Here is a 19913-nt window from a genome sequence, read left to right on the forward strand (position 1 = left end):
GATTGATCGGGATAAATTGTGTCCAGGCGATGACAACCTTGCAGTTTAATGAGCAAACCTTGTCGGGCATGCCGAAACACAAATAGTTAACCTTAATCATAAGAGAGTACAAAATGCCCAAGATGAAAACAAAGAGCAGCGCTAAAAAGCGTTTCAAGCTCACAGCCTCTGGTAAGGTCAAGATGGGCCAGGCTGGTAAGCGTCACGGTATGCGTAAGCGTTCAAATAAGTTCATTCGTAATGCTCGCGGCACAGCGATTATGAGCGAAAGCTTCGCCAAAAAAGTTCGTACCTTTTATTTCCACGTCTAATTTTAGGGAGAACACATTATGGCACGCGTTAAAAGAGGCGTTACGACACACGCTCGTCACAAAAAAATTATTAAGATGGCCAAGGGCTACCGGGGCCGCAGCAGTACTTGTTTCCGTCCAGCAATTCAACGCGTCGAAAAAGGTTTGCAATATGCTTACCGGGATCGTCGTGTTAAAAAACGTAATTTCCGCGCCTTGTGGATTCAGCGCATTAATGCTGGTGTCCGTGAATATGGTTTGAATTATTCAACCTTCATGGGTGGGTTAATTAAAGCAGGCATCAATGTGGATCGTAAGATTCTCGCTGGCTTAGCTATGTCTTATCCTGAAACATTCAAGAGCATTGTTGAGACAGTGCAAAAGACTCTAGCTAAATAAAGTTAGACTTATTGTTATTAGGAATTAGGAAAGGGAAGATAATATCTTCCCTTTATTTATATCCTCTATCCACGCTAGCAATACTCTAACAGGCAACAATACACAAGACTTTTTTTACTCAGAAGTGAAATACGCTGCAACTGTGAAGACTTATCTGGATTATTTTTTATTATTGTGTCGTAGTCAGTAAATTTAAAAATTCTTGAATAAGACATAAAGATAGCTAAGCCAGAATCCCTTCTCTGTGCTAAAAATGCCTAAACTGGCAAGCAAACTTAAAACTGCGTGAAAACATCAATCCTTTTACAAATTGAGTCAGTTATAGCTCATTATATAAACGTAAGGAAACCTAAACTTTTGACAGCAACCCTCTCATAAAGGCATCTTTTATACACATGGAAGGGTTATAGGAAACAGATTATCAGCACAAAACTTCTTTAAAAGGTGAATACTAATTGCCTTACATCTGATAAAAATAGATAATCTGAATGGTATATTTTCAGTAACTTAAATTAATAATAAAGTAATTAGGAGTTTAAAATGTGGAGATTACCTAATTTTACTTTTCTGATCTATCTAATCAATCAGCAATTAAGTTGGAGTTACGATAGAATTGAGCTTACCGACTTTCTTAACCATGGTTGTTTAGTGCATGTCTCCTCCGTTGCCGCTGACAACAATATTAAATATGCGGGATCCTTGAGAGGATCTAAAATCATTCCCTTTGAGAAAGCAGCACGGGGTCAGATAACGTTGCACCATTGCCTGGGTTCCCTTGTTCCCAATATTGCCATGGGAGGCGTGATCTATATTTCAGGTATTGCTATCAGCAGCAGTATGCAGCGGGGCCAAGGCCATAGCCAATCCCCCTATATTTTTTGACACCTATCCACAAGATAGCCGACCGTATTTATGGTGGTCCTTTAAATGATTTATTTGTAATTGATCAGCTTGAATATGAGGCAGATACTACTGTTTTTGTGGATAACGGTCATGTAGCAATCTTTAAGGCCAAAAATCCAATTTTCAAAGGTAAAGTCATCCTATTCGATGCAGCCCAAGATAATATTCGCGAGCTTGTAGACCAAGAAATCAAAGCCCCAGGATACTGGTCAACCACTTTTAGTCAGTTTAAGGAAGGTACTTTTCAAGAAGTGACGCTTAATGGCACCCTCATTACCGCTGAAGCTATTGAGGAACTATTTAGCAATTTGGGATGGAGTTATAGTCCCAACCATAACCACCACTTTTTTAGCCTTTTTGAGCAATTCGTTTTACCTGTTAACACCCCCTTCATTAAGGCGGCCCTGACTGATACTGAAGACTGTCATGACCTGCCATTCTTAGCCCCTCTGGCTGTTGACGTATATCAGCATGCAGCAGAGTTTGTTCAGCAGCAATTAATGGCAGAAGCTTCTTCTAAGTCAGAGTATTTACAGAGGACACTTAAGAGCTGGCAGCGCTCTGTCAGCAGCTGGTTCACTGTTCATAAGCGTCTATCGCGTCTATTAAGCGAACATGAGCTCAAGCTAAACCGCTCACACTTGCAACACTGGCTGGAAAACCGAGATAATTTTGAAACATTGACGCAATTAGAAACAGAGATAATCGACACAACGCTAAAGCGCTCTGACTCCCGCCTCCTCCCGACCACAATTGGTTATGAATGGCAAGGTTATCTGCCGCATCAGCATGAAACGCTGACTCGGATCTGCGAGTATGTGCAGCTGCATATTCCCACCTGGTCCCAAGGACCAGCAATTATGAGCTGGTTTGCCATTAGCTACTTATTTAACCCTAACTATAGTATTGACGCCGCCATGCAAGCAGTCTTAGCTCGCTATATTGGAGACTCAGCTGAGCAAGCGACAGCCCAACCAGAGGCAGCCTTCCAGCAAGCAGCAAATCATTTCTGGTTAGCTATTAAAAAAGATAAAAGCGAAAAAGCCCACCATAGTTTAACTCTTATTGAGCGCTTTGGATTGCTACTAGCCTTAGCTAGTATTCTTAAAGAACTTAAGCTGGCGACTCTGGACGTTTTAGATTTTGACACGTTGCTAAAAATTGCTCCGATGACACGAAGCTTTTACGGCGAAGATAATAATAGTTTGCTAAATTATGGCAGCTTTATGAAGTCTTATCTGAGAGGGAAAAGTGTTCCAACAACCTTGGAGGAAGCTATCTTTTGGCACCCTTGATGAAATTTTTACGCAGTTTGGCGTTGGAGAAGAATTTAGAGAACGCTTTCCAACCGATGCAGAGTTCTGGAATATAAAAAAAGGAGAATATGATCTCTTCCCTCCGTCATTCCATAGCATTTATATGTCTTTGCGCTTTTCAAACAACTTTTATTAAAATAAGTTTTTAGCAAGAATTAAGGAGATGATTTTATTCATCTCCCTTAGTGATAGTTAAGCTACTCGCGATAGATAAATTTACCAAAAATTAACCTTTGGTTCCTATTTTATTCCCTAGCTTAATAACATTAGTGAGGTTGCCATGCGCAGAAAATCCCCCCTCTTCTTGATGCTACTCGTTATCTTGTTCACCTCGTTACTTCACGCCTCCGATCGCCGCTCTTCCAAGCGCGATGACTATTTTGAGTACGATGAAAGTAAAGGATTATACTTTATTATGGAAAGAGTAACTCCAAGTAATTTTAAGTTTTGGCAACTTTACCGGAATGCCATGTTGCGCATCGCAAGCAATGTAGGGTTAGAAACGGAGCACCGTATCGATTATGCTCAAGCTTTGAAGGGCTTCCAGAACTCCCTTAATGCTTACCAAGAAAATGGGGCTCAAGTCTGGATTGCCTATGCAACACGCAATCCCAAAGCCACAGGGTTTATGAAAATGGCACGGATTGAGATCTGTGTTACAGTTATTACCTCGCCTGGGCTGCCGATTGTAACGCATATGGGAATTTTTAGATCCCCTTTAAGCTTACTCAGTGACGAAGCTCATGACATTGCCAATGAAGCTGGCGTGTTCAGGGAGCATAATGTCAATGATATCATTGCAGCGTATCGTAAAGTGGTGCCGCCCTCGCCAAAATACAAAGGATTAGCCCTGCTTCTTCATTCCTTTGCAGCGCGGGGTATGCTTGAGCTTGACAAGACTAAAACTCTTATGGTGACTGCTCCTCTTAAAGTTATGAGTGACATGCTGGTCCGCTCGCCGTTAGGAAGAGAAGTCATCCATATTGATCAGGCTGAAGTTGTTGTCACTCAACCGCAAGCTATGTTGGGCTCCCATGTGATTAGCCCAGAAGTCGCCGTGACCGATCTGAAGAGAGACAATAAAACGGTTATCCGCCTACCCATGGATGCTCTTAAGGTAGCGCCTTGGCTTGGCACCGTTACCTTCTTAACGGGGACGCAGCCTAAAATTGCTATTCCGCTGCCAGCATTAGCAACGCCAACAGATGCAGAATAAAAAGCTGAGACACAGCGACGAGTAGACTTAGTGTTAACAAGGAGAAGAAGCAAATTCTTCTCCAGTTAAAAACACTTCTTTCTCCTTGATTGGCCCTCATGATATGGTGATCATAAAGCATATCTAACAGGGGGAAGGTTTAGATGGTAGCTGCTTTATCACCACGTCTAAATCCATATTATCGTAAAAATGAAACTGAAGTGGTTGCCGAGCTTCTGAATTATCTAGGGCAACTGCCCAACAATCACGAAGCGATCCATTTGCAAGCTGAAGCTTTTATAACCGCGGTGCGGGCCCAAAAACTAAAACCAATGAGCATTGAGAATTTCTTGCAAACCTATGATCTGGGGAGCCGTGAGGGGCTTGCTCTTATGTGTTTAGCGGAAGCATATCTTAGAATTCCAGACGCTGACGCCCAAGCTGCCCTCATTCGCGACAAAGTGGGCTCGGTCGCCTGGGGAGAGCATATGGGCAAAGCTCGCTCTAACTTTGTCAACCTCGCCACCCTAGGGCTGGCGACCACAGGCGGCCTTTTAAAGTGGGGATTAAATGAGGACGGCTTTAAAAATGCTTTAGGATCTGTGACCCGCAAGCTGTCTGAGCCGGTTATCAGAGCCGCCATCGGCCAAGCGATGAAGCTTCTCGGGCAGCAGTTTGTATTGGGAGAGACCATCGACAATGCGCTTAAAAGAGCCCAAGCCGCCGAGCGCCGCGGCTACCGTCATTCCTATGACATGCTAGGAGAAGGTGCCAAGACAACGCAAGACGCCGAACGTTATTTCCATGCATACGCTGAGGCTATTAAAGCAATTGCGAACCATAAGAATAATGAGGACATTTATGGACAGCCCAGTATCTCTGTCAAATTATCAGCCCTCCATCCTCGCTATGAGCTGGCCCACCGTGACCGCATCTTTAAAGAACTCTATCCACATATCCTTGAGCTGTGCCAAAATGCCAAGGCTTCAGGAATCGCGTTAACAATTGACGCTGAAGAATCAGAACGCCTTGAGATCTCGCTCGAATTAGTTGAGCAGCTAGCCAAAGAACCGGCTCTTCAAGATTGGGATGGGCTGGGCTTAGCGGTTCAAGCTTATCAAAAACGGGCACGCCAGGTTATTGAATTCTTATCTGAGACGGCCAAAGCCCATCAGCGCCGTTTTTGCGTCCGATTAGTTAAGGGTGCGTATTGGGATACAGAGATTAAACGCGCCCAAGAGCGAGGCGTGAGTGATTATCCAGTGTTTACCCGCAAAGTCAATACGGATCTGAGCTATATGGCCTGCGCCGATGCTATGTTACGGGACACCACGGGCATCTATTCGCAATTTGCGACCCACAATGCTTATACGGCGGCAACAATTATTGACTATGCGAAGCGCCATAATGCCGGCTTTGAATTTCAGCGCTTGCATGGAATGGGAGAGAAGCTGCATGAGCAAGTTGTCGCTTTAGAAATTCCCTGCCGCATTTATGCCCCGGTGGGCGAACATAAAGATTTACTGGCTTATCTGGTTCGTCGACTGCTCGAGAACGGAGCGAATAGTTCCTTTGTAAATAAGATTTATGACCCAGAAACTTCTATGGAGGCTTTACTGATGAATCCGCTTCAGCTTGCCACGACTCAAACCGACCATCACAATCCTGTGATCCCGCTTCCTACAAATCTGTTCCAGCCTACCCGGCGCAACTCTTTTGGCTTAGATCTGGATAACATGGAAGAACTACAACGTTTACAAAGTTATGTGAACGATTTCTCCGCCCAATTCCCCCTTTTAAATCATATTGAAGGCGCCTCTGTTGCGGAAGACAGCACAGTGTTAACCCTCAGCGATCCAGCGGACCCGTCGCACATTGTCTCTCAGACGCCCCAGCTTAAGGAGGCGGACTTAAAAGCAGCTTTAGAGCAAGCAACAGCAGCGTTCAAGGCTTGGACGACCACACCCCCAACGCAGCGAGCTGATATTATTGAAAGATTAGGTGATAAGCTTGCAGCAGCTTACGATGAATTTATTGCCCTCTTAGTATATGAAGGTGGAAAAACCTATACCGACGCCATAGCAGAAATCCGCGAAGCCATCGACTTCTGCTATTACTATGCTCAGCAAGCGCGACAGCTGATGGGACAAGCTTTACCTTTGCCGGGCCCCACGGGCGAGCGTAATGAATTAAGCTTGCATGGTCGCGGTGTTATTGCCTGCATTAGTCCGTGGAACTTTCCCTTGGCGATCTTTTTAGGCCAAGTCACGGCCGCCTTAGTCACCGGTAATACAGTTATCGCCAAACCTGCCCAGCAAACCCCGACTGTAGCACGCAGAGCTATAGAACTCGCTTATGAAGCGGGCATTCCTCGGGAGGTTTTACACTTCGCTCCGGCGCCTGGTCGCCTTATTGGCGAGGTTCTTTTACGCGATGAAAGGATTGCCGGCGTGGCCTTTACAGGCTCCACTGATGTCGCATGGACCATTAATCAAACTTTAGCGGCCAGACGCTGTGCCATTGCTCCGCTGATTGCCGAGACGGGTGGCATTAATGCGATGATTGTCGACTCCTCGGCGTTAACGGAACAAGTGGTACGCGATATTATCATCTCTGCCTTCCAAAGTGCCGGACAACGGTGCTCGGCGCTGCGCCTGCTTTATATTCAAGAAGACGTGGCTGCTAAGACCATTGACATGTTAAAAGGCGCCTTAGCTGAGCTTCAGCTCGGTCACCCGCGATACGTCACCACAGATATTGGCTGTGTTATTGATAAAAATGCTCAGAAAGAATTGTTAACTTACAGTGACTGGCTTAAAGACAATGCTACCCTGATTGCCCAAGCCTCGGTCCCTGAATCTGAAGGGGCTTTTGTCTCACCCCAAGCTTGGTTGCTAACTGATGCCAGCTTGCTCACTAAAGAAGTATTTGGTCCGATCTTGCACATTGTGACCTATAAATTTGCTGAGCTGCCGCAAGTCATTGAACAAATTAATGCTAAAGGCTTTGGTTTAACCTTGGGAGTTCATAGCCGTATTGAGGAAACGGTTGCCTTAGTGCGACAGCAAGCGCAGGTCGGAAATCTTTATATCAATCGCAGTATCATCGGTGCTGTAGTCGGAGCGCAGCCTTTTGGAGGTGAAGGATTATCGGGAACGGGCCCCAAAGCCGGCGGCCCCCATTATCTGACACGCTTTGTGCAGGAGCGCACGTACACCCAAGATACCACCGCTGCTGGCGGTAATGCTAGTCTATTGGCCAGTATCAACTAACAGAGGCATCATGAGAATTATCAATTTAATGCTTAGTCGGGGCCGGGGCGGCATTGAACAAGCCTTTGTCAATTCCGCCTATGCTGTAAATAATTTTTCACCCTTTGAACAGCTATGTATTATTGATCAACAGTCTACGGTTGCGAGTCAGCTGACTTTTCCGGTGCAGCAGCTTCGTCAGTTTGCTGATTGGGATCCCCTTGCCATTTATCGCCTTCACAAAATGATTCAGACTTTTAAACCCGATCTCATTTTATGTCATGGCAACCGTCCGCTTAAAATGGTCCTTCGTGCCAAATCTCTGTTCGGCATAAACGGTGCTCAAATTGTAGGATTTTGTCATAACTTTAGTGTTAAATATCTCTTGAAGGCCGATGCGGTTATCAGTGTCTCCCGGTCGATTCTGGAAAGTCATATTCTTGGCCGCGGCTTTCCTCCCCAAAAAGCTTTTCATATTCCCAATATGATTGACTTGACTCATTATAGCCCAGTTGAGCGTCCTTCCTTAACCCCGCCCTTCACCATCGGGACTATGGGACGGTTTGTGAAGAAGAAAGGATTTGAGGACTTTATCCGGGCTGTGAAGATTTTAAAAGAAGCAGGTATCAATATGACCGCCATTCTCGGTGGCGGCGGTGATGAAGAGGCTCATTTAAAAACGCTGGCGCGCAATCTTGGTTTAGAAGGCACCCTCACCTTTCCCGGATGGATCCATGATAAAAGAGCCTTTTATCAGCAGCTCGACCTGTTCTGTTTACCTTCTCGGGAGGAACCTTTTGGAATTATTGCCCTGGACACCCTTGCTTTCGGAGTCCCTATGGCCGCCACGCGCACTTCCGGCCCCTTAGAATTCCTGATTGACGGCCAAAATGCAATCCTATGCCACCATAGCCATCCGGAAGATCTCGCAGCCGCCCTTATGAAAGCTCTTAGCTATTCTGATCGTCAACGCCAGCAGATGGTTGAAAACGGTTTTCAGACGGTTAAAAATTATGACTTACCCACAATCTCTCAGCAGATGGTTGACGCCTTAGCAACAATAAAAAGCTTATCTAGCAGATAAGCAAACTTAAGACTACCACTAATCCTCGTAGCTTCACTGATTTACAAAAAATTTAAGTAAAATTTTTTATATGTGCTAACATTTATTTGGAATCGGTAGTTCTTATTCCATAAATGATGCGATTATTGCCAGGAGAGAATATGCTGTTAGCTAATTTTATCAGAAACATTTTACCCTTTATCATGATTAATAACTTAGCCAGTGTAGCAATGGAAATAAATTGTGAAACGGGTACACCGGAACCAAGTCTTTGCCGTAACCAGGAGGCGATCGCCCTTGATAATGGCCGCCTAATTACATCCACTCAAACCTACCATTTATTTGGTTTACCTCATTATGGTCAGCTCTCGCCAGAAGCTCTAAAAGCTATTGATATTCTGCAGTACGCAGAATACTTCTCTTTCGCTTGTCGGTTTATCACTCCTCAGAATAAATCAATTTGTTATCAATATTTAAATACGGCTTTTATGAGTTCCCTTCTCAAACAACCGGTAGGTCAAGTTATTAAGGCCAAGGGAACGCGCTATGATCCGTCATATAATAGTTATGAGAGTTATGGTGACTTTGAGAAATATGAGTTCTGTGAGGCCTCTTTTGGGGAGAAAATTGGAAAGAGCGCTTGTATCGATAAATTTGTTGGCCAGTTTTTAATTGGCTATGTCGTTGCCGGCTGGCGAATTGATTCAATAAATACCATCGATTGGAACCCCGCTATCCGTGGCCTACTTTATAGTTTAGACCTTACCCCGAGCGGTAAAGAGTTTGTTGCAAGCTTACCTGATCCGCTTCCAGCTCATGCAGAAGATTTCTTTGAATCCAGTGAAAGAAATTATAAAAGGCTTTATGCAAAATTGCGCGAGGGTAATTTGTTCCAGCTGACTTTAAAAAGCGTATAGGCATCCAGAGGAGAAATATCCTGAGTTATTTGCTCTCTGGTTTAATGCCTACAGCGTTATCTATCCTCATAATTTAGCGATAATTTAACGGTTTATTTAATTGTCTAAGATAATATCAGCCCATGTGTAGAAATGGGACTTCAATAAAATTATTGTAAAGTCACCTATCATACGGGGGGATACTATGACCAATACGCGCCAATTTTTTAATGCGTGCAGTTTAAATCAGTACAAATTTAAAAGTTTTAGTTTAATCTGTCTGCTGAGCGCAATTATAGCCAACCAGGGCATCTCCTCTGTGGCTGCTATGCAGTATAGTGGCTATGCTCCCGCGCCGGCACCATTGATGGGCGATCTTGAAGGTCAAGCTGGCGCCATATTATCGCAAATTGAAAGTGGCGCCCTTAATTTAAGCGCCCAACAAGTCGATCAATTTGCAAGCGGTCTGTATCAAGCCCGAAATTATTCTGAAGGGATAAATTATTTTAGCAAGTTTACTAAAGCAATTAACGACCAAAACTTCAAAGGACAAAGCCCTGGCTGTGCGGCAGTTATGCTTTGGTTCGCGGCCTTTCAGAAAGCAAGTAACGTTTTTAGACAAACCTATGAGACGACCGCCAATAAGGCGTTCGCATTTAATGTTTATCCTGAATCAACTTTAGCTTATAAAGTTTACAAACAAGGCGAAGCTGCTTTATTAGGCGGTATGGTAACGCCCTCCTATGGCGATCAGCAAGGTATGCCTACCCCTTATGGTCAATCTCAAGGAAGGTACGGCCAACCCGGATATCCTCAGCAAAGCGGCACAATGGGAATGAGTCTAGATCAGAAGGCTGAATACCTACGCGGTATGCTTAATGCGGAGCATCCTGGCCAACCCTCCCCATTAAGCGCCGGGGAAATTCATAGCTTTGGCGAGGATTGCTTTAATAGCCACAATAATGGGTTCTGTATTAATAAGTTTGCTCATCTTTCTGGACTCGGCAGAGGCTCTAATGCGGTTAAAGCAGCAATATTCTGCTGGAGAGCCGTTTTCGAAAAGATGGGTGGGAATCCGGGGGCGCAACAAGTTCTAAATCAAGCACTAGGATATGATCATACCATTGATAAAGCCCCGTGTTATGTAAAATTTAAAACTGTCATGGCGCAGGGGCAAGCAAGTGTCGGCACTTCCCTGCGCGGCACCATGCCAACTTATGGCGCCAGTTATATGGGGGGACAATCCTCTTTCCAAAACTCGCCTCGTCGCTATTAAGTCAGTCGGGTTATAGCCAAATAAAAAGAGAGCCCTTATTTAAGCGCTATCTTTTTATAATCTATTGGCGAGACCATGACCTGAGCTTTCTATGAATTGTGGAAGCCGCCTATCTTTCCAGTTAAATTCGGCCTCTACACCAACAAGCCCCTATTCGCTTAAGATTTTTGCTAACAAAATCGGAGCACTGAGAACTGAAGATAGCAAGCTTGACGCACAATCAGCGTTAGCATTATTAAAGCTTTCAACTTCGATCTTAGCGATATGACGGTTCTGAGTTATTTAGTTTGGTGAACCTGCAAGTTATTCATCTCCACCTCAAAATAAGGATCATTATGAATAATGTGGGATTGCTCGATGCGACGATTGATCCTGCGTTTAACCTGGTTAGGAGTAAAGCCACTAATCTCGCCCACATAAATTGAGGGGACCGCGACCCCATTGTTATTCAGATCCAAGGTATAGCGACGACCACTGGGAGGAGTTGCAGATTTGAGAGCATCTTGGAGCTTATACCGTAACTGATAAAAGTCATTGGTCATGTAATCGCCGGTGATGACAACTTGCCTAGCATTGGCTTCAGCCCGATCAATACTAAACTTCACCAAGCGCGTTTTCTGGGCCTGTTGCTGCAGCCACCCATTTATAAATTTTGTCATATAGTCGATGTCTTGGGGGGCGACATTGGAAATATAGCCAAGAGCCACCTCATAACCTTGATACGGAGTCCCATTGACTTTAGCCCCGCTGTTTTGAACGAATGCCTCATGGAGATGATAAGAAGATTTTTCGGTCAAGGGCCCCTTAATCGCAAGCGTTGCGGCCATTGTGCTCGATAAAATAGAGGCAGCGGCTAAAATAATTTTCATGAGAAAAAACTCCGGCTTTCTGTGTAAAATTAATATACCATTATCCCCCACATTGATGCAAGGGACGCCCAAAGGAGCAGCGACAATTAATGAAAAGCAGATACTTTTCGAAGGGAGTATTGAACGCTGTCATATTCTTCAGCTAGAGTGTCTGATGAATAAAATTATTTGGAAGAACCGTACGAGCAAGCTATAACTGTTTTTAATAACATTTTAAATTGTTGAGGGTTTAATGACCGGTCAAACTAAGAGTAACCCAGGCATTGTCTTCTGGTTATTTGGTTCTTGTTTCTTAATCTGGTTAATGATCATGCTGGGGGGAGCCACCCGTTTAACCCATTCCGGCTTATCAATTGTCGAATGGAAGCCTATTGTCGGCATCCTTCCGCCCTTAACCCAGACCGCTTGGCTGGAAGAGTTTGCTAAATACCAGCAATTCCCAGAATATCAATTAGTTAATCAAGGGATGAGCTTAGCCGAGTTTAAATTTATCTATTTTATGGAATACGCCCATCGGTTACTTGGGCGCTTAATTGGGTTGTTTTTCTTTATCCCCCTCGCTTATTTCTGGGCCCGCGGCCAGCTATCTTCTCGCTTAAAAAAGCTCTCACTAGTGGTAGCGGTCCTCGGCCTTGCTCAGGGGTTTATGGGATGGTACATGGTCAAAAGTGGCTTAGTCAAAAATCCCAGTGTCAGCCATTACCGTCTCACGGCTCACCTTTTTTTAGCACTCCTTCTCTTTAGCTTAATTTTCTTTGCAGGCTTAAGATCCTTATATCCGCGTGAGAAAATTCCTCAAGACTCTAAAAAGTCAGGAAAAATGCTTGTCCATTTATCGGCTCTCATGGCGCTCTTGACCATGATTTATGGGGGCTTTGTTGCCGGTCTCAAAGCAGGACTAATGTATAATACTTACCCGTTGATGGGGGGAGAGCTGATCCCTTATGAGTGGGCTCACCTCTCACCAGTTTGGTTAAACTTCCTTGAAAATGCCGCAACAGTACAATGGACTCACCGAACTCTGGCACTGATAACAGTTATATTAGTGACGACTTCCATGATCCAGATACTGCGCTTCAATTATGGAAAGGTTGTCAAAGATACGGCAAAGCTGATGATTGTCGCAATTATCTTTCAATTCACTTTAGGAATATTAACCCTTCTGCATCAGGTGCCGGTGAGCCTGGGAACGCTGCATCAAGGAACCGCAGTCGTTGTTCTCAGTTTACTTCTTCTAATTATCTATAATCTCAATCGTCGCGCTTATGAGTAAGCATAAATTAACTGGCAAGAGTGAGGGCGATCGCTCTTGCCCCTCGCTTCTGAGATAAATTTGTTTATTCAGTTCGCTGCTGCAGCATACTCCAGGCACTTCTGAACAATAGAAGGAGCTTTGTAACTTCGGCGCCAACATACCCCCAATGATAATAAGAAGGATCCACCTCCCCGCCATTAACGATAACTTCTAATCGCTGATCCAAGGCTGGCAGCAGCCAAAATGTTTGCCCGAAAAGCAACCCAAGCAGTATCAAATTGGTTCGCCAAGGCATTCCTCGGGCAGCTGATAACTTGGTGAGAAACAGGCTCCACCCCAAAAGCATCCATTCTAGCTTATTAAATAGATGAAAGGTTACTTTGCCGACCTCTAAGGCGACCGCCAAACTCAAATGAGGCGCTTGAAACTTAACCGGAGTGGCAATGAAGGAAACGCCCAAGATCAAACCTGCCCAAACTAGATAAATAGCACATAATGCCTTGGTCGCCCGGCTAAAGAGTAACTTTTGAACAAGTGCTTTCATTTCTGCAGCCTTTCTTTAAAGATGATAGCATATCGCTCGACAGCGGCAAGGATTATAAAAATTGGGTTATTGAACATGATGCACCCTATCAAAAGCGATCCCTATATATATATTTAACAGTAAGGCGGGGATTGATCACAGGATTAATGTTATAAATTTTCACCTTAACGCTAGTATGAGGAATGGCATCTTTAAAGCCAGCAGACATGGATAGCAATTTCTTATGGTGAGATAGAGCTCATTTACTAGGGTTGCTTCTGGAAGAATCTTATGTCTTTAATGGGCATGCCGATAATATTCTTAATGGCACGACCCCCTAACGGCAAACCGCTTTTTGAGGGAGATCATATATGCAGCAGGCGCCTATTACAGAGGAATCTATTAAAGAGCTAGTCCATACCTTTTATAGCAAGGTACGAACTGATGAACATTTAGGTCCTATTTTTTCCCAAGTTATTGGGGAGGATAAAGAACACTGGTTATCGCATCTACAAAAAATGTGTGATTTCTGGTCGTCCATTATGCTTTCTAGCAAACGGTATCAAGGTAATCCATTCCAAAAGCACCTGCAGCTTACGCCTTTTGATCCGCAGTTATTTGATCGATGGCTGGAATTATTTGAAGAAACAGCCCAGGAAATCTTTCCTCCCGACATTGCCATAGGATTTATTACACGTAGCCAACGGATTGCACAGAGCTTGCGCCAAGGAATAAGCTTTTGGCAACAAGGAAGCTAGCTAATTGCTGAGGTGAAAGTGTCTCCTTACCCATATCAATTCAATTTGCAGGACGCGGAGTTAATAGGACAACATTTAGGGAAATATACACTATTTTCTTGCTAATGCGCCGTATTTGTGGACCATATAACTAGGCCAGACTTTTTATAGTTTTTAAGGAATAAATTATGACAGCCAAGGTTATCTCTTTTGCCACCTGCATATTAGCCAGCCTGAGTTCAGCAGGTGCTTTTGGGAAAACTCTCCTCCCTAGCTCCGTTATTCTTATAAGCAGCTATCCTGATAATGGCTCTCAGGATAAAATTACGCGATTACTGACTGAGAACAGTAAAATAGCTATCAACACTATCCCGAAGGCGGTGTGCCGATTTAATAGTGCAGTTGATAGCCGCCGTATTCTTATCCTCAAAGGTAAAGAACTACCGCTCCAGATTATTGCTCCTATTATTGCTAAGCCTGATAAGCTATGTATTGTCGGCGCTGAGGCGGCCTTTGAGCCCGAACGCCTCGGGACTGAACTTCGCGCCTTGCACGATTTAGGGATCAAAGTCACCTCTGGTAATTTAAAAATCTCCGCGACCACACCTCTCATTTTACCATTTTATTTAGATCCCTTGCCCCTTAAGAGCCTTGTTGCTCCCCATCACGCAGAGGCAAGCGTAATGGACCTGGTTCGCGCTGACACGATTTGCCATCGAGCCATTTGTGCCGGTGACCTTATCGATCTCAATCAACCGGAAAACCTTGAGCATTTACAGCAAAAACTTAAAGCCCTCATTAAATATCATAACATTCTCCGCCATAACGCGCAGCTTCCGGAAATTTCTGAACAAGCACTCCTTTGTGATCTAAAATCTTGGGCTCCTATAGTTGCCCCCTATATTACCGATATCTCTGCTGCAATTAACACCCTTCACAAGGAGCAGCAACCTTTTCTGGTGGAAGGCATACTCCCCTCTCCCCCTGCCTTGTCAACTTCTCTCACGACTGAGGGCGCTTTTACTGCAGACAGCAGTTTAGGCATCAGCTTAAAAAATAAGGTGGTAATTGGCATTATTCGCCCTTATACCATAGCTTCCTCTGTCTCCAGCTTTTCCACCACAATGGATGAGCAGTCAGGCCAGAAGATTATCGCCGCCACGACAGCAGTCTCTAGAGCTGAAGCAGGCAATTCTGCTTATGGCTGGCTTGATCTGGTAGCACTCAAACAACTGATTCGCGTCAATGGTATCAATGGCCTGATTTTAACGCAGGGCGAAGATTTAGATGGCTTTGAGACCATCAAGGTTTGCACAGGGTATAAAATTGATGGGCTCAGGATAGATACTTTACCCTTAGATATCAGCCACCGCGCCCGGTTGAAGCCGATCTATAAAGAATTTAAAGGATGGAAAGGATCGAAAGGAGTCAAGATTTACCAGGATCTGGATCATAATTATCGTATATTTGTTAAGTTTCTAGAGCAAGAGACACAGCTGCCTGTTATCATTATCTCCACCGGGCCCAAAACTGAAGATGCAGTGATCCGGCAATCCCCCTTTACCCTGAAACTTCCCACCTAAAATCGTTAAAAAAATCTCTGTTATTGAGGGTGGAGCATTTTTAATGCTCAACCATCAGATAACCAGAGACATAACTGAAGAAGCAATCAGACTGCTTTATTCTTCACTTTGGACGGGGCAGTCCATTAAAGCTTTTAGGCCCATTTCTTTCTTACTTACAATCTCACTATTGCCTTGCCGAACAAACTTTAAAAAGCGTGGATAATCGGGAGACACAGGAACAGCATTATAAGAAGAATCAATAAGTTTATTTGGATCGTGGGGAATATCAGTAAATTCAGAACGGCCGCTGGTTAGGGTGCTTTCGTTTGATCCCCAAAGCTCTGCTGTTGAAAGGTCATATTCAGAACCAGCCAGAAGATCAAGCTTCTTAGCATACTTTCCTTGGGCCAGCTTATAGACCCAGTTTCTAAAACCGTGTTCTGATTTACGCTGCGAAGCATAGATATCTTTATCGACCAAAGGTTGATAGCTGTGCTTATTGCCTTGGATAGCTACTCTTGTTACGTGATTTTTGCACTCCAGTGCATGACGATACCAGCTTCTAAACTGACCTTCTGGCTGCTCCGGGGCTTCAAATCTCAAGGAGCTAATCCCGTCGTCTAAACTTTGATAACCGTACTTATTGCCCTGGATATCCTCTTGGGGAGTGAACATCCCAAATACAGGATTACGGACTTCAGTTGAGCTATCTTGCCTATGGAAGCATTTAAAGATAGCCGCATTTCCTTCAGATATTCCCGATAATAGAAAAGTCGCTGTTGCAGCAAAAATTGAAAGTATTTTCTTCCTAGCCATATTTAGTTGTCTCCATAATTTATTGTTTATTTGCAAGGCTTTTAAAGGGAGCGATATGTTGGAGAAAAATAAAAAACAGAAAAGGAAGCAAACATAGCACTCCATTTGACACTATATTTAAGGTAAGAATAAAAGCAAGGGCAGTTACCAAATATCTTACAACCTTAATAATTTTGTTTCAAAAATATTATTTATATTGAAATTTAATTTTAACAACAGTTTTTTTTCTTAAGACATTTTAACAAACTCTATCTTACCCTCTTCTTAAGTTATTATCACTGCTAGTCTTGCTAAGAGTTGAACTTTGAGATTTACTATGCTAGACAGTTGCTCACGCGTAACCATTATACCGCTGTCCGCAGTGGCCATTTTAAGAATAAAATTGAAAAGATAGGCTAAAAGATGACTTTAGAAACTGCTGCAAAAAAAGTTAAGACCGATGTTTCCCAAAAGTTTGCTTCTTGTGTCCTGATCTTTGATGCTAATGGTTATATTTTAGCGACAGCTCGCAAAAATGATCCGACAGCTTTTGGGATGCCCGGCGGTAAACTAGAAATTGGTGACGACTTTTATCAGGCAGCGATCCGAGAAACTCAGGAGGAAACAGGCGTTGAATTAAGCGCATCTCAGCTGATCCCCGTATTTACTGCTTATGATGGCCCTTATGAAGTTATCACGTTCACCTTAAGCACGGGCGCTTTAGCCTCTCGGCCGCCACTGGCGCCGCGAGAAGGTGAAGGTATATGCCGCTGGATCACACCCAAGGATCTGGCGACTGGATTTTTCCCTGTCTATAACGTTTCACTTTTTAAAGTATTACCGGACAGCCTAAGAAGCTTTTATCAGCAACAATCCTGGTTGAAGGCCGTTGAAAGCCTCGATATATCAGCCTTAACTGCCGAAGATATTAGGCACATAATTAATAACTCTTAAAATGTAACTCCTTTATTGTGATACTGACTTACCTAAGTATTTTCAGTGTCGGCATGCTTAACTGTTAAAGTGCAACTTTCAACCCACAAGATAGACAAATTTATATTAAATTGTCATACTCTGGAGGGTAAAAAGCATGTGTTCCCTTGATCTTTTTACGTTTTTCAGGCAGGGTAATGATAAAATCAACATATTAGATGGTTTCCAATGACGTCCGTGTTTGCCCCCATCCACAAGGATGGTATAAAATTTGTTCTCATATTTGCTTTTGTATCTGTTTTACTATATTGCCTTTCTCATACCTTAGGAGTTATAGGCTTTATCTTAACAGCATGGTGCATTTATTTCTTTCGGATCCCCAAGCGTGTTACTCCTGACCGCGACGGCTTAATTATTGCGCCGGCCGATGGAATAGTCAGCCTTATTACGGATGTGGTGCCGCCAGCTGAGTATAACTTAGGCGAGGACAAGCTCACTCGGGTCAGTATCTTCTTAAATGTCTTTGATGTGCATGTGCAGCGCACCCCAATTGCCGGGACCATTGAGAAGATTATGTACCATCCAGGCAAGTTCATTAATGCCTCTCTCGATAAAGCCAGCGAAGATAATGAGCGGCAAACAATTGTCATCAATAATGGCAAAATTAAGATTGCCTGCACTCAAATTGCTGGCCTCATTGCCCGCCGCATCCTTTGCCAAACCGCTGAAGGCAGAAACATGAAAGCTGGCGAACTTTACGGCTTAATCCGCTTTGGCAGCCGCGTTGATGTCTATCTACCCAAAGGGGTCGTGCCTTTGGTCATCTTAGGTCAGCGAATGATTGGCGGTGAGACAGTTCTAGCTGATTTGAATTCTTCTGAATCAATGCGTACAGGAATTGTTAGTTAAGATGAACGAGCCAAAAAAGCTAAGGCCAAAAGTCAAAGCCATCCCTCTGCTATCAAAGCGCTTACCTGAACGGTTTAGGGCGACGCGAGAGCGTATGTCGAATGTTAACATCGCTCTTATTTTTCCCAATCTAGCGACTATTTTGGCTTTGTGCATGGGATTAAGTGCGGTGCGCTTTGCCTTGCAAGAACGCTGGGAGTTTGCTGTAGGCGCTATTTTCCTCGCAGCCTTATTTGATGGCATGGACGGGCGTCTTGCCCGGCTGCTGAATGCCACCAGCCGCTTTGGGGCAGAGCTCGACTCCTTATCAGATTTTATTAGCTTTGGTGTCAGCCCAGCAATCGTTATTTACTTAAAATCCTTACATGACTGGCAAGGGCTTGGTTGGCTGTTTTGTCTCTATTTTAGCGTCTGCATTGCGCTCCGGCTTGCACGTTTTAATACGATCAGCATTGAAGGGCGGGAGCCTGTGGGTGCTGAGAATTTCTTTAATGGCTGTAATGCGCCCTCGGCTGCTATTTTGGCTCTGATCCCCACCATGTTAGATATTGAGTTTCAATCCTGGAATTTATGGTCCTCGGCTCTTATTAATGCTGTGTTTCTGTTTGGAATAGGGTCGTTGGCTATCAGCGTTATTCCAATGTTTTCCTTTAAAAAGGTGCAGATTGAGCGCAAGTATTTCCCTTTTGTTTTGGTTGGTCTGACCTTTGTAGCCGGTGCCCTTTTTGCCACGCCATGGATCACTTTGTCCATTGTTATGTTCGCCTATCTGATGACCATACCGTTTAGCATAAAAGCCTACAAAAACATTGGGCAAAAGCAGGACTAAGGGCAGACGGGGAGACCCTAAAAGCTTAACTGTCTTTACGGCCTCTTCTTGAGGCTCTGAAGAAGTCTTTCTGCTAGTCCAAGCACACTATTATATGTGAGGCAAGCTTTGCGATTGAGACAAATCTAATTTAACCTATTTATTCCCAACCTATTGCCAGCTCCATAACCTTCCAGTCCTTTATCATTCTCACATGCTCGTTACAATTCTGAAAGCTTATCATCTACACTAATGAAGGGAGAAGACTTGCTGAAGCGTTAAATGCGTTAATGCAACTAAGTGGAGAAGACAGGAATATTGATGCTGCTTATATAGAAATTGAGAATAATTATACTCCCTCTGTCTCTCACAATATATATTTTCTAATCCCCTCCCATCAAAATCCAGACAAGAAAGAATACTCTATATTGCTACATTTATTGATGATATTAGAAGCTATCCGAAAAAGGCTTATTTGAATATAATTTAGAAAAAATGTGTGGCAATAGTATTTTTGAATATAACTAAGCCCGACACAAGAGAATGATAAAGATAACAGATGAAAATTGGAAGCACCTGGACAGAAAAAACCAAACTCAAGATGGACGAGCTTTGAAGAGGTATAGCAAGCGCTAGGTTGTCGAGCGCTTCTTTGCCTGAATAAAACCAGCTCGGCAATTGCTGATCAGATTTGATAAAAAGATCAGTGTCTTCCAAGCTTTTTTTGATCTTTTTTCGGCTCTCACCATTTATAGGAAGCTCACTTCATGATTTTTCGGAAAGCTTCTAGAAAGCTTCCTTCACGAATTTCAGGATTCTTGAACGAAAAGATCCTTATTATCGCTTATCCTGAACTACTTCTCTTATAGGTCATCTTAGAGAAATTTTATATATTTTTTCCTGTAGCACTATATGAAGTGCTATTTAATC

The 19913-nt window shown here is 43.7% G+C and carries 19 protein-coding genes; 16 read left to right on the plus strand and 3 right to left on the minus strand.

Annotated elements, in window-relative coordinates; translation table 11 throughout:
- Positions 1–113 precede the first annotated feature (113 nt).
- From rpmI to HMO_RS0109950, 9 genes are all read left to right on the plus strand, one after another.
- Entirely contained in the window at positions 114–311 is a 198-nt protein-coding gene (gene rpmI / locus HMO_RS0109910; protein WP_010302271.1) for a 50S ribosomal protein L35, read from the plus strand.
- An 18-nt stretch (positions 312–329) separates the two neighbouring features.
- Positions 330–689 (plus strand): 50S ribosomal protein L20, encoded by a 360-nt coding sequence (gene rplT, locus HMO_RS0109915; protein ID WP_010302273.1) that lies wholly within the window; start codon positions 330–332, stop codon positions 687–689.
- 540 nt (positions 690–1229) lie between these two features.
- Positions 1230–1571 (plus strand): hypothetical protein, encoded by a 342-nt coding sequence (locus tag HMO_RS0109920; protein WP_010302274.1) that lies wholly within the window; start codon positions 1230–1232, stop codon positions 1569–1571.
- Positions 1568–2887 (plus strand): hypothetical protein, encoded by a 1320-nt coding sequence (locus HMO_RS0109925; RefSeq protein WP_010302277.1) that lies wholly within the window; start codon positions 1568–1570, stop codon positions 2885–2887. Before HMO_RS0109920 ends, HMO_RS0109925 begins: the two co-directional genes overlap by 4 nt.
- A 301-nt stretch (positions 2888–3188) precedes the next feature.
- Positions 3189–4124 (plus strand): hypothetical protein, encoded by a 936-nt coding sequence (locus tag HMO_RS0109930; RefSeq protein ID WP_010302280.1) that lies wholly within the window; start codon positions 3189–3191, stop codon positions 4122–4124.
- 143 nt (positions 4125–4267) lie between these two features.
- Entirely contained in the window at positions 4268–7375 is a 3108-nt protein-coding gene (putA, locus tag HMO_RS14660; protein WP_010302283.1) for a bifunctional proline dehydrogenase/L-glutamate gamma-semialdehyde dehydrogenase PutA, read from the plus strand.
- Positions 7376–7385: 10 nt separating this feature from the next.
- The gene (locus tag HMO_RS0109940) at positions 7386–8438 is read left to right on the plus strand and encodes a glycosyltransferase (RefSeq protein WP_010302284.1); all 1053 of its coding nucleotides are present in this window, start codon (positions 7386–7388) and stop codon (positions 8436–8438) included.
- A 140-nt stretch (positions 8439–8578) separates the two neighbouring features.
- Positions 8579–9334, plus strand: coding sequence for a hypothetical protein (locus HMO_RS0109945; RefSeq protein WP_010302287.1), 756 nt, complete (start codon positions 8579–8581; stop codon positions 9332–9334).
- Between the two features lie 184 nt (positions 9335–9518).
- Positions 9519–10589, plus strand: coding sequence for a hypothetical protein (locus tag HMO_RS0109950; protein WP_010302291.1), 1071 nt, complete (start codon positions 9519–9521; stop codon positions 10587–10589).
- Between the two features lie 278 nt (positions 10590–10867).
- Here HMO_RS0109950 and HMO_RS0109955 read toward each other — a convergent pair whose 3' ends face one another.
- Positions 10868–11458, minus strand: coding sequence for a hypothetical protein (locus HMO_RS0109955; protein WP_010302294.1), 591 nt, complete (start codon positions 11456–11458; stop codon positions 10868–10870).
- On the opposite strand from HMO_RS0109955, the gene HMO_RS0109960 reads away from it, so the two are divergent.
- Both HMO_RS0109960 and HMO_RS14665 read left to right on the plus strand, forming a co-directional pair.
- Complete coding sequence (locus HMO_RS0109960) at positions 11457–11654, plus strand: hypothetical protein (RefSeq protein ID WP_010302297.1); 198 nt, start codon at positions 11457–11459, stop codon at positions 11652–11654. The two genes, HMO_RS0109955 and HMO_RS0109960, sit on opposite strands and share 2 nt — an antisense overlap.
- Before the next feature lie 36 nt (positions 11655–11690).
- Positions 11691–12731 carry a COX15/CtaA family protein gene (locus HMO_RS14665; protein ID WP_010302300.1) on the plus strand — a complete coding sequence of 347 codons (1041 nt, stop codon included), beginning with the start codon at positions 11691–11693 and terminating at the stop codon, positions 12729–12731.
- Positions 12732–12795: 64 nt separating this feature from the next.
- On the opposite strand, the gene HMO_RS0109970 is transcribed toward HMO_RS14665, so the two are convergent.
- Positions 12796–13257: a hypothetical protein gene (locus tag HMO_RS0109970; protein WP_010302303.1), complete on the minus strand. Its 462-nt coding sequence runs from the start codon at positions 13255–13257 to the stop codon at positions 12796–12798.
- 350 nt (positions 13258–13607) lie between these two features.
- Between HMO_RS0109970 and HMO_RS0109985 the strand changes: the two genes are divergently transcribed.
- Together HMO_RS0109985 and HMO_RS0109990 are read left to right on the plus strand one after the other, a co-directional pair.
- Positions 13608–13994 (plus strand): group III truncated hemoglobin, encoded by a 387-nt coding sequence (locus tag HMO_RS0109985; protein WP_010302309.1) that lies wholly within the window; start codon positions 13608–13610, stop codon positions 13992–13994.
- A gap of 167 nt (positions 13995–14161) precedes the next feature.
- On the plus strand, positions 14162–15556 hold the full coding sequence (locus HMO_RS0109990; protein WP_010302311.1) for an adenylosuccinate synthetase: 1395 nt from the start codon (positions 14162–14164) through the stop codon (positions 15554–15556).
- A gap of 96 nt (positions 15557–15652) precedes the next feature.
- Here the strand turns inward: HMO_RS0109990 and HMO_RS0109995 are convergent, their stop codons facing one another.
- Entirely contained in the window at positions 15653–16354 is a 702-nt protein-coding gene (locus tag HMO_RS0109995) for a hypothetical protein (protein WP_010302313.1), read from the minus strand.
- A gap of 402 nt (positions 16355–16756) precedes the next feature.
- On the opposite strand from HMO_RS0109995, the gene HMO_RS14670 reads away from it, so the two are divergent.
- The 3 genes from HMO_RS14670 (at position 16757) to HMO_RS14675 (ending at position 19004) form a co-directional block, all read left to right on the plus strand.
- Positions 16757–17287 carry an NUDIX hydrolase gene (locus HMO_RS14670; protein ID WP_010302317.1) on the plus strand — a complete coding sequence of 177 codons (531 nt, stop codon included), beginning with the start codon at positions 16757–16759 and terminating at the stop codon, positions 17285–17287.
- Between the two features lie 207 nt (positions 17288–17494).
- Positions 17495–18175: a phosphatidylserine decarboxylase gene (locus HMO_RS0110005; protein WP_010302321.1), complete on the plus strand. Its 681-nt coding sequence runs from the start codon at positions 17495–17497 to the stop codon at positions 18173–18175.
- A gap of 1 nt (position 18176) precedes the next feature.
- A complete protein-coding gene (locus HMO_RS14675; protein ID WP_010302324.1) occupies positions 18177–19004 on the plus strand; it encodes a CDP-alcohol phosphatidyltransferase family protein in 828 nt (275 codons plus the stop codon).
- Positions 19005–19913: the final 909 nt, after the last annotated feature.

Source organism: Candidatus Odyssella thessalonicensis L13, from assembly GCF_000190415.1.
Classification (GTDB): Bacteria; Pseudomonadota; Alphaproteobacteria; order Paracaedibacterales; family Paracaedibacteraceae; genus Paracaedibacter; species Paracaedibacter thessalonicensis.